The sequence below is a fragment of the Pseudoalteromonas caenipelagi genome (assembly GCF_013140855.1).
Taxonomy (GTDB): Bacteria; Pseudomonadota; Gammaproteobacteria; order Enterobacterales; family Alteromonadaceae; genus Pseudoalteromonas; species Pseudoalteromonas caenipelagi.
Genome location: NZ_JABBPG010000008.1, coordinates 14,359 through 37,693 on the forward strand (window position 1 = coordinate 14,359; position 23,335 = coordinate 37,693).

Annotated in this window: 27 protein-coding genes and 1 pseudogene; 18 read left to right on the forward strand and 10 right to left on the reverse strand. The window is 42.1% G+C overall.

What is annotated here, in order from left to right:
* Positions 1–219: 219 nt before the first annotated feature.
* From HG263_RS16620 to HG263_RS16655, 8 genes are all read left to right on the forward strand, one after another.
* Positions 220–885: a GntR family transcriptional regulator gene (locus HG263_RS16620; RefSeq protein ID WP_171627216.1), complete on the forward strand. Its 666-nt coding sequence runs from the start codon at positions 220–222 to the stop codon at positions 883–885.
* An 11-nt stretch (positions 886–896) separates the two neighbouring features.
* Positions 897–1,787 (forward strand): methylisocitrate lyase, encoded by an 891-nt coding sequence (gene prpB, locus HG263_RS16625; protein ID WP_171627217.1) that lies wholly within the window; start codon positions 897–899, stop codon positions 1,785–1,787.
* An 86-nt stretch (positions 1,788–1,873) separates the two neighbouring features.
* Positions 1,874–2,995: a bifunctional 2-methylcitrate synthase/citrate synthase gene (prpC, locus tag HG263_RS16630; RefSeq protein WP_171627218.1), complete on the forward strand. Its 1,122-nt coding sequence runs from the start codon at positions 1,874–1,876 to the stop codon at positions 2,993–2,995.
* Positions 2,996–3,072: 77 nt separating this feature from the next.
* Positions 3,073–5,664 carry a Fe/S-dependent 2-methylisocitrate dehydratase AcnD gene (gene acnD, locus HG263_RS16635; protein ID WP_171627219.1) on the forward strand — a complete coding sequence of 864 codons (2,592 nt, stop codon included), beginning with the start codon at positions 3,073–3,075 and terminating at the stop codon, positions 5,662–5,664.
* A 213-nt stretch (positions 5,665–5,877) separates the two neighbouring features.
* Positions 5,878–7,050: a 2-methylaconitate cis-trans isomerase PrpF gene (prpF, locus tag HG263_RS16640; RefSeq protein ID WP_171627220.1), complete on the forward strand. Its 1,173-nt coding sequence runs from the start codon at positions 5,878–5,880 to the stop codon at positions 7,048–7,050.
* An 87-nt stretch (positions 7,051–7,137) separates the two neighbouring features.
* Positions 7,138–7,728, forward strand: a complete 591-nt coding sequence (locus HG263_RS16645; RefSeq protein ID WP_171627221.1) for a LysE family translocator — start codon at positions 7,138–7,140, stop codon at positions 7,726–7,728.
* Between the two features lie 39 nt (positions 7,729–7,767).
* Positions 7,768–8,229 carry a GNAT family N-acetyltransferase gene (locus HG263_RS16650; RefSeq protein ID WP_171627222.1) on the forward strand — a complete coding sequence of 154 codons (462 nt, stop codon included), beginning with the start codon at positions 7,768–7,770 and terminating at the stop codon, positions 8,227–8,229.
* Between the two features lie 41 nt (positions 8,230–8,270).
* Positions 8,271–8,786, forward strand: coding sequence for a GNAT family N-acetyltransferase (locus tag HG263_RS16655; RefSeq protein WP_171627223.1), 516 nt, complete (start codon positions 8,271–8,273; stop codon positions 8,784–8,786).
* A gap of 7 nt (positions 8,787–8,793) precedes the next feature.
* Here the strand turns inward: HG263_RS16655 and HG263_RS16660 are convergent, their stop codons facing one another.
* Entirely contained in the window at positions 8,794–11,661 is a 2,868-nt protein-coding gene (locus tag HG263_RS16660; RefSeq protein WP_171627224.1) for a hypothetical protein, read from the reverse strand.
* Positions 11,662–12,129: 468 nt separating this feature from the next.
* Between HG263_RS16660 and HG263_RS16665 the strand changes: the two genes are divergently transcribed.
* From HG263_RS16665 to HG263_RS16670, 3 genes are all read left to right on the forward strand, one after another.
* Positions 12,130–12,288 (forward strand): hypothetical protein, encoded by a 159-nt coding sequence (locus HG263_RS16665; protein ID WP_171627225.1) that lies wholly within the window; start codon positions 12,130–12,132, stop codon positions 12,286–12,288.
* A gap of 405 nt (positions 12,289–12,693) precedes the next feature.
* Positions 12,694–12,822 carry a hypothetical protein gene (locus HG263_RS22615; protein WP_281358309.1) on the forward strand — a complete coding sequence of 43 codons (129 nt, stop codon included), beginning with the start codon at positions 12,694–12,696 and terminating at the stop codon, positions 12,820–12,822.
* A gap of 356 nt (positions 12,823–13,178) precedes the next feature.
* Positions 13,179–13,436, forward strand: a complete 258-nt coding sequence (locus HG263_RS16670) for a TIGR03643 family protein (protein WP_171627226.1) — start codon at positions 13,179–13,181, stop codon at positions 13,434–13,436.
* Positions 13,437–13,441: 5 nt separating this feature from the next.
* Here the strand turns inward: HG263_RS16670 and HG263_RS16675 are convergent, their stop codons facing one another.
* Positions 13,442–14,332, reverse strand: a complete 891-nt coding sequence (locus HG263_RS16675; protein WP_171627227.1) for a LysR family transcriptional regulator — start codon at positions 14,330–14,332, stop codon at positions 13,442–13,444.
* A gap of 157 nt (positions 14,333–14,489) precedes the next feature.
* Between HG263_RS16675 and HG263_RS16680 the strand changes: the two genes are divergently transcribed.
* The 4 genes from HG263_RS16680 (at position 14,490) to HG263_RS16695 (ending at position 16,079) form a co-directional block, all read left to right on the forward strand.
* Entirely contained in the window at positions 14,490–15,101 is a 612-nt protein-coding gene (locus HG263_RS16680; protein WP_171627228.1) for a glutathione S-transferase family protein, read from the forward strand.
* Positions 15,102–15,116: 15 nt separating this feature from the next.
* Positions 15,117–15,491, forward strand: a complete 375-nt coding sequence (locus tag HG263_RS16685; protein ID WP_171627229.1) for a nuclear transport factor 2 family protein — start codon at positions 15,117–15,119, stop codon at positions 15,489–15,491.
* 34 nt (positions 15,492–15,525) lie between these two features.
* On the forward strand, positions 15,526–15,732 hold the full coding sequence (locus HG263_RS16690) for a 2-hydroxymuconate tautomerase family protein (protein ID WP_171627230.1): 207 nt from the start codon (positions 15,526–15,528) through the stop codon (positions 15,730–15,732).
* Between the two features lie 128 nt (positions 15,733–15,860).
* A complete protein-coding gene (locus tag HG263_RS16695) occupies positions 15,861–16,079 on the forward strand; it encodes a DUF7661 family protein (protein WP_171627231.1) in 219 nt (72 codons plus the stop codon).
* A gap of 22 nt (positions 16,080–16,101) precedes the next feature.
* Here HG263_RS16695 and HG263_RS16700 read toward each other — a convergent pair whose 3' ends face one another.
* From HG263_RS16700 to HG263_RS16725, 6 genes and pseudogenes are all read right to left on the reverse strand, one after another.
* A complete protein-coding gene (locus tag HG263_RS16700; protein WP_171627232.1) occupies positions 16,102–16,323 on the reverse strand; it encodes a hypothetical protein in 222 nt (73 codons plus the stop codon).
* A 45-nt stretch (positions 16,324–16,368) separates the two neighbouring features.
* Positions 16,369–16,467 (reverse strand): annotated as a pseudogene (locus tag HG263_RS22710) (NAD(P)H-dependent oxidoreductase); the annotation flags it as partial.
* A 418-nt stretch (positions 16,468–16,885) separates the two neighbouring features.
* Complete coding sequence (locus HG263_RS16710) at positions 16,886–17,611, reverse strand: diguanylate cyclase (RefSeq protein ID WP_171627233.1); 726 nt, start codon at positions 17,609–17,611, stop codon at positions 16,886–16,888.
* 207 nt (positions 17,612–17,818) lie between these two features.
* Positions 17,819–18,199, reverse strand: a complete 381-nt coding sequence (locus HG263_RS16715; RefSeq protein WP_171627234.1) for a hypothetical protein — start codon at positions 18,197–18,199, stop codon at positions 17,819–17,821.
* A 124-nt stretch (positions 18,200–18,323) separates the two neighbouring features.
* Complete coding sequence (locus tag HG263_RS16720; RefSeq protein ID WP_171627235.1) at positions 18,324–19,088, reverse strand: helix-turn-helix domain-containing protein; 765 nt, start codon at positions 19,086–19,088, stop codon at positions 18,324–18,326.
* 14 nt (positions 19,089–19,102) lie between these two features.
* The gene (locus HG263_RS16725) at positions 19,103–19,549 is read right to left on the reverse strand and encodes a carboxymuconolactone decarboxylase family protein (RefSeq protein ID WP_171627236.1); all 447 of its coding nucleotides are present in this window, start codon (positions 19,547–19,549) and stop codon (positions 19,103–19,105) included.
* Positions 19,550–19,705: 156 nt separating this feature from the next.
* Here HG263_RS16725 and HG263_RS16730 point away from each other — a divergent pair, with 156 nt between their 5' ends.
* On the forward strand, positions 19,706–19,888 hold the full coding sequence (locus HG263_RS16730) for a hypothetical protein (RefSeq protein ID WP_171627237.1): 183 nt from the start codon (positions 19,706–19,708) through the stop codon (positions 19,886–19,888).
* Positions 19,889–19,914: 26 nt separating this feature from the next.
* On the forward strand, positions 19,915–20,316 hold the full coding sequence (locus HG263_RS16735; protein WP_171627238.1) for a hypothetical protein: 402 nt from the start codon (positions 19,915–19,917) through the stop codon (positions 20,314–20,316).
* Between the two features lie 11 nt (positions 20,317–20,327).
* Here the strand turns inward: HG263_RS16735 and HG263_RS16740 are convergent, their stop codons facing one another.
* Positions 20,328–22,028 carry an alkaline phosphatase D family protein gene (locus HG263_RS16740; RefSeq protein ID WP_171627239.1) on the reverse strand — a complete coding sequence of 567 codons (1,701 nt, stop codon included), beginning with the start codon at positions 22,026–22,028 and terminating at the stop codon, positions 20,328–20,330.
* Between the two features lie 215 nt (positions 22,029–22,243).
* On the opposite strand from HG263_RS16740, the gene HG263_RS16745 reads away from it, so the two are divergent.
* On the forward strand, positions 22,244–23,131 hold the full coding sequence (locus tag HG263_RS16745; RefSeq protein WP_171627240.1) for a hypothetical protein: 888 nt from the start codon (positions 22,244–22,246) through the stop codon (positions 23,129–23,131).
* Here HG263_RS16745 and HG263_RS16750 read toward each other — a convergent pair.
* Positions 23,128–23,295, reverse strand: coding sequence for a DUF2986 domain-containing protein (locus tag HG263_RS16750; protein WP_171627241.1), 168 nt, complete (start codon positions 23,293–23,295; stop codon positions 23,128–23,130). The genes HG263_RS16745 and HG263_RS16750 overlap by 4 nt on opposite strands.
* Positions 23,296–23,335: the final 40 nt, after the last annotated feature.

Here is a 23,335-nt window from a genome sequence, read left to right on the forward strand (position 1 = left end):
GCCTTAGCTAACGGTAGTAAACATAAGTCAGCACTCGGGCCAATGTGCTGACTTTTTCATCGCTACCTTCGTTATATCTTGATAAAACAGCCCATTCATAAAATTTATATAGGCTATAAACAAGATTGTCGACAATCTTGCGGTGATAAGGTTGACGTTAACGTAAACCACCTCTACTATTGTCTACAACTTATCATCACTCAGAATGTATTGCTCAAGATGGACTTTTTTCAAGAACAAGCTGTAACTTCTTCAGACAAAGCGTTTTTCCGTCTTCGTAAAGAGATCGTAGAAGGGGTTATTCCATCAAGCACTAAGCTGAGTGAAACAGAATTGTCGACAAAGTATCAAGTGAGCCGAGCCGTTGTTCGTGAAGCAATTAACCGTTTAGAAGCGTGTAATATTGTGGAACGTAAGGCAAATGTTGGTGCCCGAGTGGTGTCACTCAGCCCTGAAGGGCTCATTGAACTTTATCAAGTACGAGAGTCTTTAGAAGGCATGGCAGCACGACTTGCAGCACAGCATATGACGGCACAAGAGATCACTGAACTTAACGCGTTGTTGAATAGCCAATCGGATGAAGTAAAAAACGCCGAACTCTATTATCAAGAAGCGGGCGATTTAGATTTCCACTATCGCATTATCCTAGGTAGTAAAAATAGCCACCTTATTTCTATGCTAGTCAATGGTCTTTACCATTTGGTACGCATGTATCGCGTGCAGCTTGGTATGGCTGGGCCTCGTGTTACTAGCGCATTTGATGAGCACAAGCATATTGTTCAAGCGATCAGTAATCGTGATCCAGAGCTTGCCGAGATGCTAATGCGTCGACATATCACTTATTCAAAAAATAATATCGAAGCCAAACTTCAAAACAGCTTATAAGAGAGAACATCATGACAGGATTAACAAGCGCAGGTAAAAAGTTCCGTGAGGCACTCAAAGCCAATCAGCCTTTACAGATAGTAGGTACTGTCAATGCTTACTCGGCGATTATGGCAAAAAAAATCGGTCATCAAGCGATTTATCTGTCTGGTGGTGGTGTAGCAAATGCATCTTACGGTCTGCCTGACTTAGGAATGACATCACTTAACGATGTAATTGCTGATGTGCAGCGTATCACTGCAGCATGTGATTTACCTTTATTGGTTGACATTGATACCGGTTGGGGTGGCGCATTTAACATTGCAAAAACCATTCGTGATATGGAAAAAGCAGGTGCTGCAGCAGTGCATATGGAAGACCAAGTTGCGCAAAAGCGTTGCGGCCATCGTCCAAATAAAGAAATTGTATCAATTGAAGAGATGACTGACCGCATAAGAGCGGCGGTTGATGCGCGTACCGATCCTGACTTTTTCATCATGGCACGCACCGATGCGTTTGCTCAAGAGGGGTTAGAAGCGGCGATTGAACGTGCCAAAGCTTATGTAGCTGCGGGCGCGGACGGTATTTTTGCTGAAGCGATTCAAACCGAAGAGCATTATAGAGCATTTAGCGAAGCATTAGATGTGCCGATTCTCGCTAATATTACCGAGTTTGGTAAAACGGAACTTTGGAACAAAGAAGAGCTTGGTCAGTGGGGCGTGGCTATTGTGCTTTATCCGCTAAGTGCATTCCGTGCCATGAACAAAGCAGCCGAGCTAGTTTATCAAACCATTTTAACGGACGGCGATCAAAAAGCTGTCATTGATAACATGCAAACTCGTATGGATTTGTACGACTATCTTGGTTACCACGATTATGAGCAAAAGCTTGATTCACTATTTGCTCAAGGCAAAAACAAGTAATTGAAAGATTTAAAATAATTGGGTGGGCCTGTGTGCTCACCATTAAAAATATTATCCAGCAGGTAAAAAAATTCAGGAGAGTAAAAATGGCAAAAGTACTAAGCGGTGCTGGCCTTCGCGGTCAGGTAGCAGGGAAAACAGCACTTTCAACAGTAGGTAAATCAGGCTCAGGCTTAACTTATCGCGGTTATGATGTGAAAGACTTGGCTGAACACTGTCAGTTTGAAGAAGTTGCACACCTTATCTTAAAAGGTCACTTACCAACTCAAGCTGAACTAGACAGCTACAAAGGTGAACTTCGCTCAATGCGTGGCTTACCACTGGCGCTTAAAGAAGTGTTAGAGCGCATTCCTGCAGATGCACACCCAATGGATGTGTTGCGTACCGGTTGTTCAATGCTTGGTAACTTAGAAGGTGAAACGAGCTTTGATTTACAAGGTAAAGTGACCGATCGCATGTTGGCGTGTTTCCCAAGTATTATTTGTTATTGGTACCGCTTTAGCCATGATGGCGTGCGCATTGACGTAGAAACTGATGACGACTCAATCGGTGCGCACTTCTTACATATGCTACATGGTAAAAAGCCTAATGAATTGCATGAGCGCGTGATGCACGTATCACTTATTTTATATGCAGAGCATGAGTTTAATGCGTCAACGTTCACGGCACGTGTGTGTGCATCAACCTTGTCTGACATGCATTCTTGCGTAACTGGTGCGATTGGTTCACTACGTGGTCCATTACATGGCGGTGCAAACGAAGCGGCAATGGACATGATTGAAAGCTTCACAAGCGCTGATGATGCAGAAGAGAAGATGATGGGCATGCTTGAGCGCAAAGAAAAAATCATGGGCTTTGGTCACGCGATTTACTCTGAATGTGACCCACGTAATGAGATCATCAAACAATGGTCTGAAAAGCTAGCAAAAGATGTAGGTGACACAGTGCTTTACCCTGTTTCAGTACGTTGTGAAGAAGTGATGTGGCGCGAGAAAAAATTATTCTGTAATGCCGACTTCTTCCATGCATCAGCGTATAACTTTATGGGGATTCCAACCAAGTTGTTTACGCCTATCTTCGTGATGTCACGTTTAACAGGCTGGGCTGCACACGTGATGGAGCAGCGTGCAGATAACCGTATTATTCGCCCGTCAGCTGAATATACCGGCGAAGAGTTACGTCCTGTCACGCCAATATCAGAGCGTTAACCTGCACCCTATAGCGGCCAATGCAAGTTGGTCGCTTGCTTTGTTAGTTCTGTCACCAATTTCCAATGGATGTAGTTATGAATACCAAATACCGTAAGCTCTTGCCTAATTCGCAATTGAGCTACTATGACACCCGCGAAGCCGTCGATGCGATTAAACCAGGTGCCTACGACACTTTGCCTTATACCTCACGTGTGCTGGCCGAAAACTTAGTGCGCCGTTGCGAGAGCGAAAAGCTAGACGATTGCCTAACACAAATTATCGAACGTCGTCGCGATTTAGATTTTCCATGGTTTCCAGCGCGCGTTGTTTGTCATGATATTTTGGGTCAAACCGCCTTGGTTGATTTAGCAGGGTTGCGTGATGCAATTGCTGCAAAAGGTGGCGATCCTTCAAAAGTAAACCCAGTTGTGCCAACTCAGTTGATTGTTGACCACTCACTGGCCGTAGAGCATGCAGGCTTTGAAAAAGATGCGTTTGAGAAAAACCGTGCGATTGAAGATAGACGCAACGAAGACCGTTTTCACTTTATTAATTGGACCAAAACGGCCTTTAAAAATGTTGATGTTATTCAACCGGGTAACGGTATCATGCACCAAATTAACTTGGAGAAGATGTCTCCGGTTGTTCATGCCCGCGATGGCGTCGCATTTCCTGACACCTTAGTAGGGACCGACAGTCATACACCACATGTTGATGCCTTGGGCGTAATTGCTGTAGGTGTGGGTGGTCTTGAAGCTGAAAGCGTGATGCTAGGTCGTGCTTCGTACATGCGTTTACCAGACATTGTAGGGGTTGAGCTAACAGGTAAAGCGCAGCCGGGCATTACTGCAACTGATATTGTATTAGCGATCACTGAATTTTTACGTGCCGAAAAAGTAGTAGGTGCTTACCTTGAGTTTTATGGTGAAGGCGCAGCGAGCCTCACATTAGGGGATCGTGCCACAATCTCAAATATGACTCCTGAATATGGTGCAACAGCAGCCATGTTCTACATCGATCAACAAACCATTGATTACTTAAAACTTACGGGTCGTGATGATGAACAAGTACGCTTAGTTGAAAACTATGCTAAGCATACTGGTCTTTGGGCTGATAGCCTTGAAACAGCGCAATATGAGCGTGTATTGAAATTTGATTTATCGTCAGTAGGGCGCAACATTGCAGGTCCTTCAAATCCACACAAGCGTGTTGCAACAGCGGATCTTGCCAAAGCTGGCATTTCTGGTGTGGTTGAAAATGAAGAGGGCAAAATGCCAGATGGCGCGGTGATCATCGCAGCGATTACTAGTTGTACCAACACCAGTAACCCTCGCAATGTGATTGCAGCGGGTCTATTGGCACGTAACGCTAATGCCAAAGGCTTAGTGCGCAAACCATGGGTGAAAACGTCTTTAGCACCGGGTTCAAAAGCCGTGAAAATGTACCTTGAAGAGGCTAATTTGTTGCCAGAGCTTGAGCAGCTTGGCTTTGGTATTGTCGCGTTTGCCTGTACCACCTGTAACGGTATGAGTGGCGCACTTGACCCTAAAATACAACAGGAGCTAATTGACCGTGACTTGTACGCAACGGCAGTACTTTCGGGTAACCGTAACTTTGATGGTCGTATTCATCCCTATGCTAAGCAAGCATTTCTAGCATCGCCACCGTTAGTGGTTGCTTATGCGATTGCCGGCACTATTCGTTTTGATATCGAAAAAGACGTGTTAGGTCATGACCAAAATGGTCATCCGATAACACTTAAAGATTTATGGCCAAGCGATGAAGAGATTGATGCGGTAATCGCTCAGAGTGTGAAGCCTGAGCAGTTCCGTCAAGTTTACGAGCCTATGTTTAATTTAACGGTGGATTACGGCGAACACAATAACCCGCTTTACGACTGGCGTGAAATGAGTACCTATATTCGTCGTCCTCCTTATTGGGAAGGCGCGTTGGCAGCAGAGCGTACCATGAAAGGCATGCGCCCGCTTGCGGTACTTGGTGATAACATCACCACGGATCACTTGTCTCCGTCTAATGCTATTATGGCCAGCAGCGCGGCTGGTGAATATTTAGCAAAAATGGGCTTACCAGAAGAAGACTTTAACTCTTATGCAACGCACCGAGGGGATCACTTAACAGCACAGCGTGCTACGTTTGCAAATCCGAAATTGTTTAATGAGATGGTGCGTGATGAAAATGGCGAAGTGAAGCAAGGTTCCCTAGCGCGCCTTGAGCCAGAAGGCCAAGAAATTCGCATGTGGGAAGCAATCGAAACCTACATGCAGCGCAAGCAGCCGTTGATCATCGTGGCTGGTGCTGATTACGGTCAAGGATCTTCTCGTGATTGGGCAGCTAAAGGTGTTCGCTTAGCGGGTGTAGAAGTAATTGCTGCCGAAGGGTTTGAGCGTATTCACCGTACTAACCTAATTGGTATGGGCGTATTGCCACTTGAATTTAAAGCGGGCACAACACGTAAAACGCTGAACATTGATGGTACCGAAACATTTGATGTAGCGGGTGAGCCAAGCCCAGGGGCAACGCTAACACTGGTTATTAACCGCAAAAATGGTGAACGAGTAGAAGTTCCTATGACTTGTCGCTTAGATACGGCTGAAGAAGTGTCAATTTACTCAGCTGGTGGTGTGCTGCAACGTTTTGCGAAAGACTTTTTAGAAGCACACGCATAACAGAAAATGAATGATTAGGCCCTGAAACAGTAAAGCCAACAGTTTAAGGTAATGAGATTCTGAAACATGTTCAGAATGACGAAATAGGCTCAACTTTGAGACTAAATAGGAAGATGGTAGTGCCCAAACATGCGTCTGTCGTTTTCCTGATCTCCTAAACCGTTTGCATTATTCAAATAGGGCCTATGTTAAGGCTTTTTAAAGGGATCAAGCATGTCTTTTAAACCGCAAATTAAAGTGCCCGCAACCTATATGCGCGGTGGCACTAGTAAAGGGGTGTTCTTTAACCTCACGGATTTACCACCAGAGGCGCAAGTAGCTGGTCCAAAGCGTGATGCTTTGCTGCTGCGTGTGATTGGTAGTCCCGATCCATATGGTAAACATACCGATGGCATGGGCGGTGCTACGTCAAGTACCAGCAAAACTGTTATTTTGTCAAAAAGTACCCAAGCGGATCATGATGTTGATTACTTGTTTGGCCAAGTCGCCATTGATAAGCCATTTATTGATTGGAGTGGCAACTGTGGCAACTTAACTGCGGCAGTTGGGTCATTTGCAATCAGCAATGGCTTGGTCGAGCAGAGCCGTATTCCACACAATGGCATTGCGGTGGTGCGAATTTGGCAAGCAAATATCAAAAAAACCATTATTGCCCATGTACCAGTTACCAATGGTGAAGTGCAAGAAACGGGTGATTTTGAGCTAGATGGTGTGACCTTTCCAGCAGCTGAAGTGGTGGTAGAGTTTATGGACCCCGCCGATGGTGAAGGGGCAATGTTCCCAACAGGTAATTTAGTCGACACGTTGGAAGTACCCGAAATTGGCAAGTTTGCGGTAACTATGATTAACGCTGGCATACCGACGTTATTCTTTAATGCCGATGAATTAGGTTACACAGGCACTGAGTTACAAGAAGCCATAAACGGTGACAATGCTGCGTTAGAGCGATTTGAAACAATTCGAGCCTATGGCGCGTTGAAAATGGGGTTAATTAGCTCTTTAGAAGAAGCGCAAAGCCGCCAGCATACCCCTAAGATTGCTTTTGTTAGCGGCCCACAAAGCTACATCGCTTCAAGTGGAAAACATATTAGCAGCGACGATATTGATATGTGCGTACGCGCACTTTCAATGGGTAAATTACATCATGCGATGATGGGGACGGCTGCGGTTGCGATTGCTACTGCTTCTGCGATACCGGGCACTTTGGTGAACTTAGCAGCAGGTGGTGGTGAGCGTGAAAGTGTCACTTTTGGTCATCCATCTGGCACATTGCGTGTTGGTGCAGCTGCAAAGCTAGTGGACGGTCAATGGCAAGCCGAGAAGGCCATTATGAGCCGCAGTGCGCGTGTTTTGATGGAAGGACACGTGCGAGTGCCACAAGACTAACCTCTACGAATATACTCGATAAAGTTTTATCAAGGCCCCCTTGGGCCTTTTTTATTGCATAAAATAATTGAAAAGGAACGATTTATAATGGAACTGATCATCTCGCTGGTGTTGACTACCACGTTACTGTTAGGTTCTCCAGGTCCCGCACCTTTAGCTCTTGCAGGTGTTGGTGCCAGCTTTGGTTTTAAACGTGGCACGGGGTTTTTGGCGGGGATTTTAGCTGGGCTATTGGTGGTGATCACCTTAGTTGCTGCAGGCTTAGGCACATTATTTAGTGCTTACCCCTCGGTAAAACTGCTGTGTCAATTGGCCGCAGGCGGATATTTAATATTTGTGGCCTACAAGATAGCCACTGCTGAAGGAGGGATTGCGAATCAAACTGGTCAGGCCCCAGTATTTAGAGATGGTTTTATTCTGAACCTGATCAATCCTAAAGCGTATGCCGCGTTTTTAGCCATTTTTGCCAATAACATGCTGCAAACGCAAAGCCCTTTGATGAGTGCAATCATGACGGGGGCGGTGTGTTTTATGGTTGCAGTCATCGTTGATACGTTATGGATGGCGGCAGGCGCAAAACTTCGGCCTTTATTTGCAAAGCCCAAGCAGGCTAAATGGTTGCGTTTATTCTTTGCGTGCGCACTTGCTGGAAGTGTTGTTATTGCATTAGTCGATTAATTTGTTACTTTAATGACAACGGGTTTAAATGGCATAACGATGGAATTAGTGTTAGCAACAGACACGCATATTGCGCAGTTAATGGCTTGGTTTAATAGCGAAGACCAGCTCACTCAGTGGGCTGGGCCAAACTTTAGATATCCTTTTAACCTAGATACATTTAAGGCTGATTTACAAACCGACAAACTAACCAGCTGTGTGCTGCAATCACAACACGGCGTGTTACAGGCTTTTGGTCAGTTTTATATGCGTTTTGGTCGGTGTCATTTAGCTCGCTTGGTCGTCAATCCAAGTCAACGTGGCAAAGGAGTATCAAAAATACTACTCAGCGAGCTTTGTAAACAGGGTTTACAGTCACTCAATGTAGCGCAATATGGGCTGTTTGTTTACGAAGATAATCAGTCGGCAATGTATGCTTACGAAAAGTTTGGCTTTGTTATACACCCTAATCCTGAGCACGAAGTAAGCGAACACTGCGTGTACATGGTCAAACCGAACTAGCCTGTAGCAATTATTTATTATCAATTTATGGAAAAGGTGTTATGCAAGCCATTATTAATACCGAGCGTTTGGTGCTCAGGCCTTTTAAACAAAGCGATGCAAAGCGTGTGGCACAACTTGCAGGCGATAAGCGCATTAGCGAAATGACCAAAAATATTCCTTATCCCTATTCTGAGGATATGGCTATTGAGTGGATAGCTACGCATCCTGCGCAATTTGCAAGTGGCCATAGCGTCGTTTATGCGATAACCACAATTGAGTGTGATGATGTGATTGGCACATTAGGATTTGTTGACATTAACGAGGGCGTTGGCACGTTAGGTTATTGGTTAGGTGTTGATTTTTGGGGCCAAGGTTTTGCGCCAGAAGCGGTTAAAGGGCTCGTTCATTATTATCAAAATGAAAAAGGCTTAAAAGGCCTTGAGGCAACGCACTTTGTTGAAAACAGCCGCTCACGCGCCGTAATTGAAAAGCTCGGTTTACAGTATGTAGAAGACACCCAGATCGAAGTGCGTGGTGAGCAAAGAACGATTAGTGTGCATAGAGTCAGGTTTTAGACTTACTTTATGGTTTGTCTCTGTTATCAATAACAAGTCTTAATTTTTTAACAAAAGGTTTTAATTCTTTATCTTCAGTTAGCTTTTCTTCAACGGTAAAAAATAGCTTTTCTCCGCCTGTATTTGGCTTTAATAGAATCCAATAGCATGCTGTTAAAAACTGACCACGGTATAAAGTGTTACATATGTCGTTATAGTTGGACGCTTGAACTTGTTGCTCAGTTAGTTCAGTAAGCTGTTCTAGCAGTATCTTTGCTTCATCTAAATTATTGGCGACAAAGCTCTTGATGGCCAGCACTAACCCTTTGGCATTTAAAAGCCAAATGTCTTCACTTTGTTGTTGCTCTGCAATAGATGAGAGTTGTTGTATATATAACTTCGCTAGCGGTAAGTTGGTTGAAGCATAATGAGGAACCGAATGCATTAAAGTTTTTGCAAGTCGAAGCCAAATCTCATAGTTATCTTGCTGTTTAGCTAAAACGGATAATTGCCTTATGTAACTTTTAGTCAATGATAAATCTACCTCCACACTAGAATAAGTGATATTGAAAAGCGCTTTTGCAAGTTCACGCCAAATTTCATTATTGTTTTGCTCATTTGCAATTTGAGATAGTTGGATTACACAGTGTTTTGATGTGGACAAATCTTTTGCAGTGCAGTTTGCGACAATATTTACTAAACCCTTGGCTAGTGCAACCCAAGTTCTTGTAGTGTTTTGCCGTTCTGCAACAAAAGTTAGCTGGGTTATACAATCCATTGCTATGCGCAAGTTATATGCAGTGCAATGACCGATAAAGTTAACTAAGCTCATAGCGTATAAAAAAGAAACTTTGGCGTTATTTGTTTGGTTAGCGATAGTTCTTAGTTTTGTGACATATACTTGCTGCTTCTTCCAAGGAATATTGAGATCATTATCTGTTGAACTGGCAGTAAAAAGTACCACAGCGAAAGTCATCTTGCTCGCACTCGCTAACTCATGACACCCACACAGTATATTAAGCGCCGTTTGGTAGCTTTCAGTGTCACGCTGCTTGTAATGGTTGTCGAGCCTATTCCAAAAGTACAGCCCTAAATAGTCACAATATCCTCTCAGATTAGGGTGATTACTGTCCTTCCACTGTTTTTGAATGTCTAGATAAAAGTCTTTATTTAGTAGCAAATTGTCTTTTTCGAAATCATAACAAGTGCGGGCGAGCGCGTCGGCACAGTTGTTAGCATTAAGGGTAAATGCCAATGAGAGCTGCGCAAGTAGCTTGTCTTGTGCACTCGGCTCATCGTTGTTTGAAAATATAGACTCTCTGGATTGCTGCCAGTTACGCCATACACGTAACACCCCATATTCACCGAGTAAGTCAGGTTCTAAGCTGGGCAGCGAAAAGTCATTGCTATTGGCCGCATTACCATAAAACAGCTGGGCCAATTGCCAGTTTTGTTCAGTGACCAAACGAGTGATAATCGGATGCGTGGATTCAAGCTGCTTAAGCATGCTCAGATTTGTGCCCCCAGCCAAGGTTGCAATCGCAATCAGCGCCCAAAATTGTGATAAATTTGCCTTTGAAGCTGCTTTGCTCAGTATTCGCTCTTCGTTTTTAAATAGTGCTTCTAAAATTTGTTCAATACTTTGGTAGTTCTGGGTTGTATCTTTAAGTAATAGCTCACTGATCACCTGAAGAATAAGTGGGCGGGGTTGTGTGTTTTCAATGCGGTTGGCGGTATCAATAATGTGTGCCAAAAGCTTGTTATCACATTGTTGTTCTGTTGCTTTTGCATAGCTTCTCACAATCGCTTGATTTTGCGCTAAAGTGGGCGCACTGATCTCGACATGTAATGGCTGCTGTTGCTCGGTGTACGCAAAGTAGGGGCTTATATTAGCGTCATCAAGTAGCTCCTTAAGCCAGCCATGCTCTAAACTGCATTGGCGCTCAAGCAGCAAAATGCGAATGGGGGCATTGATTAACTTTTGTTGATGGCAGGCCTGAAGACTATTTAGTAGCGCTTGCAGTTGTTCAGTTCTATTAGCCGCGTAATCCAGTACGATAAGCGTTGGGCGTTGCCAACTATATAGGCTCATATTATCAACAGTTTGTGTATTACTGATAAATCCGGCATGCCAAGGTAGCGCTTGTGTTTGCAAATTCAAACACCACTCAAAAGCGGTGCGACTTTTACCGCTGCCAGCGCGGCCATATAACGCCATGATCTTGATGTCGGCCCCTAGTTTATGTGCTTTTGGTTGGCAAAATGAATCTAGCTGTTGCTCAAGAGTGCTATCTTTTTCAAAGTGCACTAAACGACGGTCATATTTGTATTTATGAAAGAAGTTATGTGGTTGTTGGGTATCTGCAAGGATAGGCTGTGCCATCAATGGCAGTTTAGATTTAGCTAATTGTAGTTTTAATGCAGCAATATGTTGTTTTAGCGCTGAATGTGGCGTCAGCAACTCAATAAACATGCCCATAAACTCATGGAGTTGTTCAACAAAACGCTCTGGCATGCCACCTAGTTCAGCCGGTATTTGATAGTGGTGGCTTTGTATGTATGTTGAGATCTTGTCGATTAATTTAGATTTATAGTCGTAAAAGTCAGCACTCTGAGCGATGGCGTTTTCAAATAACCGCTGTAAGTCGCCTTCATGTTCAAGCATCACGATTAAGCTGTCTAAAGGCTGCGTGTAATCTATATCGAGTTCTGAGTGCTGTACTGCTCGCTGATAAAGTTCAATAAATAGATTGCCTTGCGCACAAGAGCGAGTCTCGAGCTGAGCTTGAAATGCACTGATAATGGCTTCTTGTTGAGCCTTATTGGCGAGCATATTTTCAAGTCTTGCACTGAGGAAATTAACGAAACCAGCCCCAAAAAAGTCACCTATCCCCATTAAAAATTCCTTATGCTGCCAATCTACTGATGTGTTTGAATCGCATAAGCGATTGAAGAACAAGCATATAAAACTAGCGTGGGCGCAACAAGTGGTTTAAAGCAAAAGCGTAAAAAAGATTTAATTTTTGCTTACAAATAAAATGCTGATTGAATCAGCTTAATTTAACCTATTGTTTTTAAAGACAAGCCTGTACCTGATGCTATCGATGACCAATAACAAATTATTACTTTGAATATATTTTGGGTAAAAATGGTTAAATTTATTGATTGTTGTTCCTTTTTTCTTCTGTAAGATGAACTCGCTTGGACAAAAATCACACAAACCAAGTGCAAGATGTCTTAACAATTTGATTTCTATGCAATAACAGAGTTTTCTATTGCGCAACGTTTTGAGGAGTCAAACTAAGATAGTAAGTAATTGTAAAAAAACAAAAAATTACATTAAAGTTTGTCGAGGAGAAGAACAATGAAAGTTGAATTAAAAGTGAAGTCTAAGAGATTAAAAGAGCTATCTCAAGTTGATGCAATGCAAGTATATGGGGGGAAAAAAGTGGTTGGTCACCCCAGACGCTCTCGCGGTAAACCAACAGTTAGAGTGACGAGTCACCATTCAGTAAGGTGTTGATAATTAATTTGTTTGCAGAAAGTTATTTGTAAGCCCATTGAATAACCTCCGGGCTAACTGGACGGTGAGATTGGAACTATTTACGATAGCATGGTCTTACCGCCAGATGTGTCTTAGCTCTGTAAGAAGGTTATACATAAGATAGTACTAATTCTGACAATAGCTTACCCCGTTAAGTGCTAACTATTTCTGACAATAGCTTACCCCGTTAAGTGCTAACTATTTCTGGCTATTTAGTTTTAGCATCACAAGTCGCTGTTTATCGTGCTCTCAACAAAGCCTTACTAAGTTTATAATATATACCTCGCAGCGAGTCGTTCGCTTTATCACCACTGGTTTTATTTTACTTCGGAATAATTGAGCTGTAGCTTATTAAGAACAATAGAATGTAGGGGCTGGGTAATAATGAACTATTACATCATAGGTAGTAAATATGGGACACATCAGTATCATTATGATGATGTGATGCCGAAACTATTAGCAAAAGGCGTGATTACTACAGGGTTTTATTGGAAAGAAGAGCTAAGCGCTTGAGTGGGGAAGGAGTAAAAGCTAATCGCTAACTATCTGAAAGAAAATCTAAAATTAAGAGTGCGTGTTACATGCTCACGCGCTTCCTTAACTTAAAACCTGAAGATTTGGTGGCTGGACCCTCTGCCGCAGATGACACGTAAGGGAGTTATTATTCATACCTCAAAAATACACTTAATCAGCCTTTTGATTATTTACAAGTTGTTGTGCCAGAGGCGTCCCAATAGCGAGAATTTTGCAGATTTGTTTGGTTTATAAGCCAGAATATTTATCTGAGTTACCTCATTTTTAATGATCTTGTGAGCGGTATTCATCTTCACAACGTATTAGGCTTTTTTGTAAAAATGTGAGGGTATTCGATGAGATTTTCAGCTTGTGAGCAAAGTCGAATAATTGAAATGGCATGGGAAGATAGAACACCTTTTGAAGCCATTGAGACACTGTTTGGTCTGAGTGAGTCTCAAGTCATTTCATTTATGAGATGTAACTTAAAGCCGAGTAGCTTTAAGCTTTGGAGGCAGCGTGTAAATGGCAGAGTGACTAAACACAAAAAGCTACGTCATCCAGATGTTAGCCGTGGCTATTGCCCTACGCAGTATAAAGCCAGAGCAAATTAGTGTGGTTAATCATATTCTTTCTGCCTGTCACGAAACCACAGCTCTAAGTATTCAATACACTGTATCAGTTTGGTTGGCACAAACTGTCTCGCTGGGTAGAGCGCGTATAAAGTGAGTTTTGGCCTTGCTGCTGTTGGTAATATCTCAATGATTTCACCACGCCTGATGGCATCTTGGCACACGAAGTCAGGAATAAACCCAATCCCGAGGCCACGTTTTATTGATTCCAGCATGAAGATAGTGCTATTAACTTTTAATTTCCCAGCGATAGCAACACCTCCATCTAACGGCCATACATTTTTTCCTTGAAAATAACTATAAACAAAGCAGTTGTGCAGCTTTAGGTCATGTGCAGATTGAATTGATGGGTGCTGAGATAGGTACTTTTCAGTGGTGCAGACTTTATAATTAAATTGTGTAAGGGGTCGACCAACGTAGTTGGAGTCGATGGGTTTGCTAGATGCCCTAAACCCCAAGTCAAATCCTTGCTCTACCAAATCGATGCTCTCATCACCTAGATGGATGTCTAACTCAATATCTGGATTTTGCTCCATGAAGTCAGCAAACATAATAGATAGGTCGGTGATACCAAGTGCCATTGGCGCATTTATCTTCAGTTTTCCCTTAATATTCTGTTGCAGATCTTGAGCAAATATATCTGCTTCATCTACCTTTTTGAGGATCTCGCGTGCGCGCTGCAAGTAGCCTTGGCCAATGTGGGTAAGCTGTACGTTGCGCGTAGAGCGATGTAATAAACGCACACCTAGTTCATTTTCTAGCCTACTTATCTCTTTGCTGATCATAGATTTTGAGGAGTTGGTTAGTTCAGCTACTTGCGTAAAACTGCCAACGTCAGCAAGGCGAACAAATAGTCGAATCGCTCGTAGTTTATCCATCTGTCTAATCCATCAAGTGTATTTTTATGCCATTGTTCTCAATGTGAGAACAGTACATGCACATTATCGCTATATATGAAAATAAACAAGCGGCTTACTATTTACTTGCGCTTTTTAAATAAGCGACCAATAGCAAATCAACCATTAGGAGAAGATTATGTACACCTTGTATTACTCACCAAGAGCTTGTTCATTAGCAACTCAAGTTATTTTACGAGAACTAGGGCAAGATATTGAAATTATAGATAAAAGCAACGTTAGTAATTTTAACGCTATCAACCCTGTTGGCAGTATTCCCGTATTAGTTGACGAAGGAAAGGTGCTTACTGAGGGTGTTGCTATCTTGCTTTATGTATTGCAAAAACATCACAGTCCAATGCTTCCTGGCGACCCCCTGGGGTATCACCGTGCGGTGCAAGATATGTTATTCGCTAATGCAACGATGCACCCTGCTTACTCAAAGCTGTTTTTCATAGCAAATAACGTTGTTGATGAGCAGAGCAAGCTAGATTTGTTGCACAAAGCATCGTTGCGTATCAATGAGCTATGGCAAGTAGTGGAGTCTCGTTTGCACGAATGTGACTTCTTAGGCGGTGAACAATTGTCGGCAGCGGATGTTTTACTAGCTGTCTACTCACATTGGGGTCACTTATTTGCTGTTGATATTAAAATAGGGGAGCACACACGTGCAATGATCCAGCGTGTTGAGGCTAGGGCGAGCTTTGTACAATCATTAGCTGCAGAGCAGGCACAATCATGTTCGCTGTAACTATGGAAGCCATGTATGAAACCTCAGCAAACTCAAAGTAGTGATTTAGCAGCCATCATATCGCTTATTACAAAATACTTTGATGGCTTGCATTATGGTGATACTCAGTTGTTAGCGAGCATCTTTCATCAAGATGCATGGTTAAAGGCTCCTAACAGTCGCAGAAAGCTCAACCAGTGGCTAGTTGATGTTGCGGATCGTCCTGTTCCAGCAACACAAGGGAATGCCTATGAATACGCCATCTTATCAATAGAAGTTGTGCAAGATCAGGCCATGGTTAAAGTGCACTGCCCACTGTTTAGCTTTAACTACGTGGACTTTTTAGGGTTACTAAAAGAAGATGGTAACTGGTTGATAGTAAATAAGATGTATACCAACGTTACGCTTTAAAAACAAATGACTATTTATTTAATAGGGATCTAATATGCCATACATTAATGTGAAAATTACCGACGAAGGGGTTACTTGCGAGCAAAAGCAAGCCATTATCAAAGGGTGCTCTCAGTTGATGATAGATGTACTTGATAAAAATCCACAAACGACTTTCGTTGTTATAGAAGAGGTAAGCACTGATAATTGGGGAATTGGTTTTGAACAGGTGACAAAGCTTAGGCAAACCAAAGCTACTTAGTAATCATAGATAAAGCGCAATGATCAAGGTTAGGTATAGCTCTTAACCTGATTTTTGAGTATGTTACAAGCTCAATAAGAAGTAATTTAACTTCGCATAATTGCCACAACAGTTTAAGAGTAAAGTGTATGTATAAATTTAATGTTTTTGGTGCTGTTATGTCGGTTGTTCGCAAAAATGACGAGTGGCAACTGTTTAAAGAATCAGATACAGGTATGCGTGTGAGAGTGTATGACGTAGTGTTTCCAACAACAATAGAGCCCGATGAGTTTGCTCAGTACCTTGATGATATTTATCATGAATTATCGAGCACTAAGCACCCAAAAGTTGTCTCTTTAACGACGTAAATACAGTGTCTTTGTGAGTCGTTTATTGTTTGTTAACGACACTATTGAGTAGGTGTTGTTCATACGTCTTTAGCAAATTGGCACGCTGTTCACAGGAGAGCTGTTGTACACCATGGGCAATAAAAGGCAGTAGCAATTGCCAGCTCATAAAACCGAACACATCTTGATATAAGCCATCAATTTTTTGCTGATAGTAAGTCTGTCTTTCTTCATTGCTTGCACCGCCAGTGGTAAGCGAATACATCACCCTTTTAGGCGTGAACGTTGCGCCTTGTCCATAGGCGAATCCTCAACAGAGGACTCTGTCTATCCAGCCTTTTAAAATGGCAGGAAACGACCACCACCATAGTGGAAACTGCAATATCAATACATCACATGTGGCAAGTTTGGCTTGCTCTGCTGAATAGACACCTCAAATCCACCGTTTTTTAGCACCCATCGCAGAGCTTTTGCAACACTATAGTTTTCTGGATTAGGTTACTTAGGCACATTTTTTTGGCTCACGACTGGGTTGAAGCTTTTTTTATACAGGTCAGACTCGCTAATGGTGATGCCATTTTGAGTGAGTGTGTCACGAGCCACTCGTTGCGAGCCACTTTATGCATAGCAAAGCTAAATGATGCTGGGCGACAATAAGATGTACGTTCATGACAATTTCTCTAGAAAATTGATGCAAAAATATAGCAAGTTACAACAACATTGAATAGCAAATCTAGATAACTCCCTTTTTAGAGAGATAAGAACGGGACAGGTGTGTGTTTTAAGTCAAGACTAAGGGGTCGTCTTACGTAACATGAATATGACAACTAAGTTATGGTTGATACTCTATTTCTGCCTGAATTTTTGGCTTTGTACAGCGCTTGGTCAGCGCAATTAACTAATTGTTCAGGTTTTTTAGCACTGACTGGATAAGTGGCTATGCCAAAGCTCGCTGTCAAAGAGCTGGTTTGATTTTGGCCTAAGTTGAGTGTCAACTCTTCAATGCTTGAGCGCAAACGCTCAGCAATAGCCATCGCTTCTTTATTATTACATTGAGGTAAAAGCACTATGAACTCTTCTCCACCATAACGACAAGCTTTGTCTATGTCGCGTATGCTTGATTTCAGCGTATTTGCTACTTGCTTTAAGGCTTCATCTCCACCTTGGTGGCCATATGTGTCATTAAATCTCTTAAAATGATCAATATCAGCAAGAATAACGCTGAGTGAGTCACTATTGTGAGTAGCGCTGATAAGCTCTTGTGCTATTAACTCATCAAATTTACGGCGGTTTAGCAAGCCAGTTAGGCCATCTACATTGGCCATAAGTTCAAGTGTTTTATGTTGTTCACTGATTTTATTTTTCATCGAATTAAAAGTGTGAGCAACACTTGCTATTTCAATTGGTATGCCAATATTAATTGAATGATGGGTATCACCGTTCGCAAACTTTGACGCACCTTCGGTTAATTTATCCATACTAGTTAGCAAAGAACGGTTAATGATGACCATGCCAATTACGCCATACAAAACCATTGCTAATATGGCTACCACAAACATTCTTTCGGTGTGTTTGAGTGTATCAACAATTCGCTCATGTAAGCGTTGGTTTTCAAGCTGAATGTCTTTATTTACAGTGGCTAATGTATTGCCTAATTGGTGAACGCTATTTTCAAATGAGGCTACTTTTTGGGCGAAAATAGGGTTGCTTGGTATATGAGGCGATTGAAGCAGTGCTTGTGATTGCTGTGCAACACCTTGTCATTGTGCCTTGGCTTGGTTTAAATCGCTAAGGAGTTGTTGGTGGCCAACGTTATGGATAGTTGCGAGCTGAGCAAATGCAGCATCAATTTGCTGCGCTTCTCGTGTAAATTCTTCTTGATGTGAAAGTTGCCCATCAATCGTAAATTTTGTTATTGAGTTAGAGACGTCCAAAATGGCTACTTGTAGCTCATTAATGGGTTGTACAATTTCGCTTTGTTCATTCGAAAGGGTTATGAGGGGCGCAATTATTTGACTGTTAATATATGTAAAGCTGACTAAGGTAAATACCAATAGCGGCGCTACGGTAATACATAATCCTGATGTAAGCCAAAATCGTAAAGAACGTTTTTGCCAAAATTTGATGACTCTTTGAGACATAGATTTATTCACTATTGTCTAACTGATTGTATTTTTTCGTTAATCGGCTAATTATAGACCATTATTTTGGTAGTGAATGGGCTGAGGGATAAACAAAAATGTCGAAAGAGTGACTGTGGCAGTGTTATTGTTTGGTAATTAGTAATCGGTACTGCCTAGGGGTAATTTTTGTCATGTATTTAAGTTCTCTAGTCATATGAGCTTGATCGGTGAAGCCATTAATGCAGGCGACATCAGCAAGCGCTAGGGTGGGGTTGGCTTTAAGTACGTTTAGAGTTTGATGCACTCTGATCACTCTTTGAAAATGTTTGGGTGTAATGCCAAGCCATTTTTTAAAGTCTCTTTCAATCTGCCGTTGACTAATGGGTGCCAAGCCAAACAGTTTACTCTCTTTACTGGTTTTTATTCTTTCAATGGATTGTTTTAGAGTATCTGGCAGTTGCGATAATACTGGCAGGTTTTCGCATAACCAGCGGTAAGTTGCTACGATTTGTGCGTGTGGCGTTGGCGATATAATAAGTTTACTAAATATAGTTTTGTATATGCGATTTGGGTTAAGTAAGGTTAACTGCTGATGTTGGGCATTTGCAATGATGTTGCCCACAGAGGGGTGAAATCTTATCCCGACCATATGGCTGCCTGCAGGTAGCGTAACAAATGAGGTTCTGGTACTGATTGGCTGCGCTATTACGCCAAAAGGCAGTGCTACATTGTCGACATGTATTACGTTGCCAAGGTTAAAAACAAGACCACTACAACCATCACAATTAAGGTATTGAAATATAGGCTCAGGCAAAGTGTGTGCAGTACGAGCTACCCAAATGGCTTGAATGTACGGTGATAATCTACCTTTTGGTTTGTAAATATCAAAACTATATCCTGAGCCCACTGATAAACATCCTGTTAGAAAAGGCTTGGGTTAAATGCCTTGGTCATTTTGTTCCAACTATTGATCGCATTCACGGCAATTGTCAAATTCACTAAATCTCTATCACTAAAAACGATTCTTGCCTTTGCAAAGTCATGCTGTGAAACGCTCTGCGTGCGCGTCATCAACTCTGCCCACTCTAATGCACAACGCTCAATATCGTTATACAAAGGTATCCCCCGCCAAGCGCTCAAGCCAATGAGCCGCTCTGTACTTTCACCTTGGGCTATCGCCTCTTTGCTGTGCATATCGATACAATATGCACATTGATTTATTTGTGATACGCGTAACTTTACCAGCGCTAGTATCGTTATAGAGAGAGTGTGGCTTGTCTCAAATTGCTCTTTTAAGTAGTGCTCTTGAGTGAGCAAAATATCCATAGCAGCGGGTACCGTAGTAAAGTAGTTTAAACGTTGAGTCATGTAGTTTCTCCTGTTTGCTAATGCTGCTAGTTTAGTTTTTGTGTCTTTTACAATTCTTGAAAAAAAGCGACATCAGGCAAAAAGTTGGATTTTATTCGTGTTTACTGCGTGTTTTGGTAGTATGCCAATAACTATAAAAAAGGAACAAATGATAGGGTGCTGTATGCTGTTTTAACGGTATTGTTGGTGGCTGTTGGTTGCTTTGCATTTTTACCGCGTTTTAAAAAAACCATTGAACGTTATAGTGTCGGTGTAGATTTTATTCTTACGCTGCTAGCAACCTTAGCAGGGGTATTAGTGAGTATCGTGCGCAACAAGCTTAAAAAGAGGATGTCGTAAAATTACTTAACGCTGCAATAGAAACGGTGGATACCAGCTTAGACTACTCAACAAGTATGAACGTTTATGTGCAGTCATTACAAGATAAGCAACTCATTGAAAATGTTTATAAAAATAACGATTTGCCAGCACCAACTTATTTGGATGATATTATTGTACAGCCAATAGTGAGTAAAAATATTTCGCCGGCAGGTCTTGGGGCCATCAACAATCTCATTATCATTAATAAATATCTCAATAGCGATTTAAATAATCTAGCCAGATATATTATTAATCTGCAAACCCAAAAAGAAGTACTTGAAAGCGAAGTTGAGTATCAAAGCGATTTGATTGACATTGAACAGTTAGAGCGGCGGGTGGAGTTGCTAAAGCAACGACTAGGGGAGCAGCTCAAAGGACAGCAAGGAGCTGTCGAGGCAGCTCCTTAATATAACCACTTTTAAAATGTGATAATTGTCGAAACAGCTTCTTCATCAGCTGTTTGGATTGACATTTTTATGGTGCGGTTTTGCCAATCAATGTCTAACATGCCGTAATTGCTGCCCGACTTGTTGATTAAGTGACGGTTACTTGTGGTCAAGTTATTAATATTTTTACTTATTGTGCCCACGTAACCAGTTGGAATTTTAGCGCCACTGGGTGCGCAGTTCCCCCATTGGCCTTCAATTCCTTTGTCATTTTCATCTATTTCGGTGTAGCACCATGGTTGGGTGTTGTCTTTGGTTGTACAGCCTTGATAAGTGACACCCGCATAGACAAAAGGTAGCTTACATTGCTTATTAAATTTACCATCGCCTTTAGTGTCTGCATAGATAGGTAATCTCAAAGGGTTTTCTATATGGTAAGGCCAGTTTTGACCAAAGCCAGATGCAGTGATTTCGTATACAGTGGCTTGTTTTCCAAATTCACTGCTTGCTGGAATATCTTTTTGTAATATTTCTCCCCAGTGTTGATCACCGGATAAGAAAATGACTGCTTTGGTTTTTCCATCATTAATTGATTTTTGTACCATACGTAGTAAGCGTTTACGTTCATTGGGCATTTCCGCCCACGACTCATAGCTTGTTCCCGACATATCGCGCTCACCAAGAGCAGCTATGGCTGCTTCAAACTGTTGACCTTGGCCATAAGCGCAGTAACTAGACATGCTTCTGCCTTGGTACAATGGCGGCAGTACTTGAATACCACTGGCAATAAGTTTGATTTGTGATGGTTTGGCAAGCTCTGCTTCAAGCCACTGCCATTGCTGCTCACCCAGCATTGTGCTTTGTTCTCCTTCACATTTACCGTAATTGTTAAAAGTGGGCGAGCGGAAGTAACGTGCGTCAAGGGTGATCACGTGTGTTTTTTCACCTTCATTCCCTAACATTTTTGCTTCATAGATACCGGCTTGACCGTTCAAGCGAGAGTCATTTTGAGGTACATCAAAATGGCGTAAATATTCCTTTTGGGCATTCTCTCGTTCTGGGTAATGCTTACCATCATTATTTCGGCCAAAGTCATGATCATCCCAAGTCGCCATTACTGGGATTTTTGCTTCTAAAAAAGCGTGATAATCTTGGTTTTGCTTTTTCTCATTATACTTTCTGCGCATTTGGCCCATGTCGGTGGTGTCGGCATAAATATTATCACCAAGCCATAAGAATAAATCTGGCTGTTGAGTGATTAACCTTGCTAAGGCTTCGGGCATATCACCTTTGGTTTTAAAACAAGAGCCTAACGCCACTCTGTCTAAGCGCTTATTTGCTTGTGGATGAGTGTGGCTAAGCATTTGGGCTGGCTCAACAATATCACACTCTTCCCACTCGCTTTCACTGGTGTAGCACCAAGGCGTGGTGTGGTTACGAGAGCTACAGCCATAAAACTGTTCACCTTGGTAACTTGAAGGTGCGCGACAAGCTTTACCACTTTTCGTTTTAAATTGTGGGATGGTCTCTACTTTTACATGCCCCCAATAGGCGCCTTCTTGTGCATTTTTAAGGTAGCACCATTGGCTACCATCATTATTTTTATTGGTAGTGCCTTGGTAGTCGGCGCCTAGGTAGTTAAAGCTGCTTTTACATTGCTCATAATGGACCTCAGGTTGTGCAAACGCCAATGCGGGTAAGAGCGCAACGAGTATACTACTGATCTTTTTCATGATTATTCCTAAAATAAAAATGCCATCCTAGTCATGGTTTTCATCCATGGTGGTGTGACGACATATTAGGCGGAGGGTGTGATCGATTGCTTGCAAAACTATTTCAGATACATTACTACTGTCTTAAAAATGCAACTCAAAATTACATTTTTACTGCTGATATTTACTAAGCTTTTGTATACAGTGGCGACATATCAATATTAGGAGTTTTGAAGTTGAAACATGCTTACATAGCCATGCTTATCTCAGCGTTTGCTTTGGTTTTATCTTTGTATAACGTATTGAACCCTTCGGACAGCAACCAAACAGCCCATAAAGCCCCTGCCTATCACCCGGAACATAGCGAAAAGGCTGTTCAATATGAGCAGGTTATCAGCACTTTGAGCGCACAAATTCTAGATTTAGAGGCTCGTTTACGCGCCATAGAGCAAACTCCTGTGGCTCATAACAGTCAATTTGCGGAGCAAGGTAACTTTGAACAGTCTGTATTGACAGTGCTAAAGAAAAAACAGGCACGCGAAAGAGAAGAGGCATTGAACAACGATCCGGCCTACGCATTTTATGAAAACTTACCTCAAGACTACGAACTAAAGCTAAAAACAGATCCTGACTACGCTTTACAGGTGAATAAAGAGCTTAACGCCAAGATACTGGATACTAGCCTCAATGCGCGAGCAAGGCTTGCAGCGATGGGACAACTGCAAATGAATATGTATGTGCTCAATAAAACACAAATGCATCATTATAATTACGAAACGGTCGACGCAATTATGCGGATTGCCCAACAGAGCACGGATGAGGCTCTGAAAGTTCAAGCTTTAGAAGTTATTACCAATACACCATTAACTGATGCGAGGGTGGCTGATAGTTTTGTTGCTATAATAGAAAAGGAGCAAAATGAATATTTAAAAAGCATGGCTGCAGATGGTTTAATGCTTCAATACTACCAAGCAAAAAATAAGCAGCCCGAGTTGCGTCAAAAATTAGCCCAGCAAATTCTATCATTATATCAACATGGCGATGGCAAGTTACAAGCGTTGTTAAAAAACAACATGTTTAATGATGAGATGTTGGCTGAGTTAAATGAGCAAGTAGTGAACTAACCTTGTTCAGCTTGCTCTGTCAGGTGAGAGTTGTCGTCATTTTCTTGCTTGGCTTCGCGCTCTGCTTTCGAGATATAACGGGGCTTATTGCTCTTATGTAACTTAGCATTTGCCCGTTTGTCTTTTTTCTTCAGTGTTTCATATATCTTCTTTTTGCGATTCATAAGAGTCCCCATTAATACAGTGCACATTCTATCTCGTTAA

What these genes read in the sequence shown, in the direction of transcription:
- HG263_RS16620 (WP_171627216.1), top strand. Translation starts at nt 220, where the DNA reads ATGGACTTTTTTCAAGAACAAGCTGTAACTTCTTCAGACAAAGCGTTT.
- prpB (WP_171627217.1), top strand. Translation starts at nt 897, where the DNA reads ATGACAGGATTAACAAGCGCAGGTAAAAAGTTCCGTGAGGCACTCAAA.
- prpC (WP_171627218.1), top strand. Translation starts at nt 1,874, where the DNA reads ATGGCAAAAGTACTAAGCGGTGCTGGCCTTCGCGGTCAGGTAGCAGGG.
- acnD (WP_171627219.1), top strand. Translation starts at nt 3,073, where the DNA reads ATGAATACCAAATACCGTAAGCTCTTGCCTAATTCGCAATTGAGCTAC.
- prpF (WP_171627220.1), top strand. Translation starts at nt 5,878, where the DNA reads ATGTCTTTTAAACCGCAAATTAAAGTGCCCGCAACCTATATGCGCGGT.
- HG263_RS16645 (WP_171627221.1), top strand. Translation starts at nt 7,138, where the DNA reads ATGGAACTGATCATCTCGCTGGTGTTGACTACCACGTTACTGTTAGGT.
- HG263_RS16650 (WP_171627222.1), top strand. Translation starts at nt 7,768, where the DNA reads ATGGAATTAGTGTTAGCAACAGACACGCATATTGCGCAGTTAATGGCT.
- HG263_RS16655 (WP_171627223.1), top strand. Translation starts at nt 8,271, where the DNA reads ATGCAAGCCATTATTAATACCGAGCGTTTGGTGCTCAGGCCTTTTAAA.
- HG263_RS16660 (WP_171627224.1), bottom strand. Translation starts at nt 11,661, where the DNA reads ATGGGGATAGGTGACTTTTTTGGGGCTGGTTTCGTTAATTTCCTCAGT.
- HG263_RS16665 (WP_171627225.1), top strand. Translation starts at nt 12,130, where the DNA reads ATGAAAGTTGAATTAAAAGTGAAGTCTAAGAGATTAAAAGAGCTATCT.
- HG263_RS22615 (WP_281358309.1), top strand. Translation starts at nt 12,694, where the DNA reads ATGAACTATTACATCATAGGTAGTAAATATGGGACACATCAGTATCAT.
- HG263_RS16670 (WP_171627226.1), top strand. Translation starts at nt 13,179, where the DNA reads ATGAGATTTTCAGCTTGTGAGCAAAGTCGAATAATTGAAATGGCATGG.
- HG263_RS16675 (WP_171627227.1), bottom strand. Translation starts at nt 14,332, where the DNA reads ATGGATAAACTACGAGCGATTCGACTATTTGTTCGCCTTGCTGACGTT.
- HG263_RS16680 (WP_171627228.1), top strand. Translation starts at nt 14,490, where the DNA reads ATGTACACCTTGTATTACTCACCAAGAGCTTGTTCATTAGCAACTCAA.
- HG263_RS16685 (WP_171627229.1), top strand. Translation starts at nt 15,117, where the DNA reads ATGAAACCTCAGCAAACTCAAAGTAGTGATTTAGCAGCCATCATATCG.
- HG263_RS16690 (WP_171627230.1), top strand. Translation starts at nt 15,526, where the DNA reads ATGCCATACATTAATGTGAAAATTACCGACGAAGGGGTTACTTGCGAG.
- HG263_RS16695 (WP_171627231.1), top strand. Translation starts at nt 15,861, where the DNA reads ATGTATAAATTTAATGTTTTTGGTGCTGTTATGTCGGTTGTTCGCAAA.
- HG263_RS16700 (WP_171627232.1), bottom strand. Translation starts at nt 16,323, where the DNA reads ATGTATTCGCTTACCACTGGCGGTGCAAGCAATGAAGAAAGACAGACT.
- HG263_RS16715 (WP_171627234.1), bottom strand. Translation starts at nt 18,199, where the DNA reads ATGTCTCAAAGAGTCATCAAATTTTGGCAAAAACGTTCTTTACGATTT.
- HG263_RS16725 (WP_171627236.1), bottom strand. Translation starts at nt 19,549, where the DNA reads ATGACTCAACGTTTAAACTACTTTACTACGGTACCCGCTGCTATGGAT.
- HG263_RS16740 (WP_171627239.1), bottom strand. Translation starts at nt 22,028, where the DNA reads ATGAAAAAGATCAGTAGTATACTCGTTGCGCTCTTACCCGCATTGGCG.
- HG263_RS16750 (WP_171627241.1), bottom strand. Translation starts at nt 23,295, where the DNA reads ATGAATCGCAAAAAGAAGATATATGAAACACTGAAGAAAAAAGACAAA.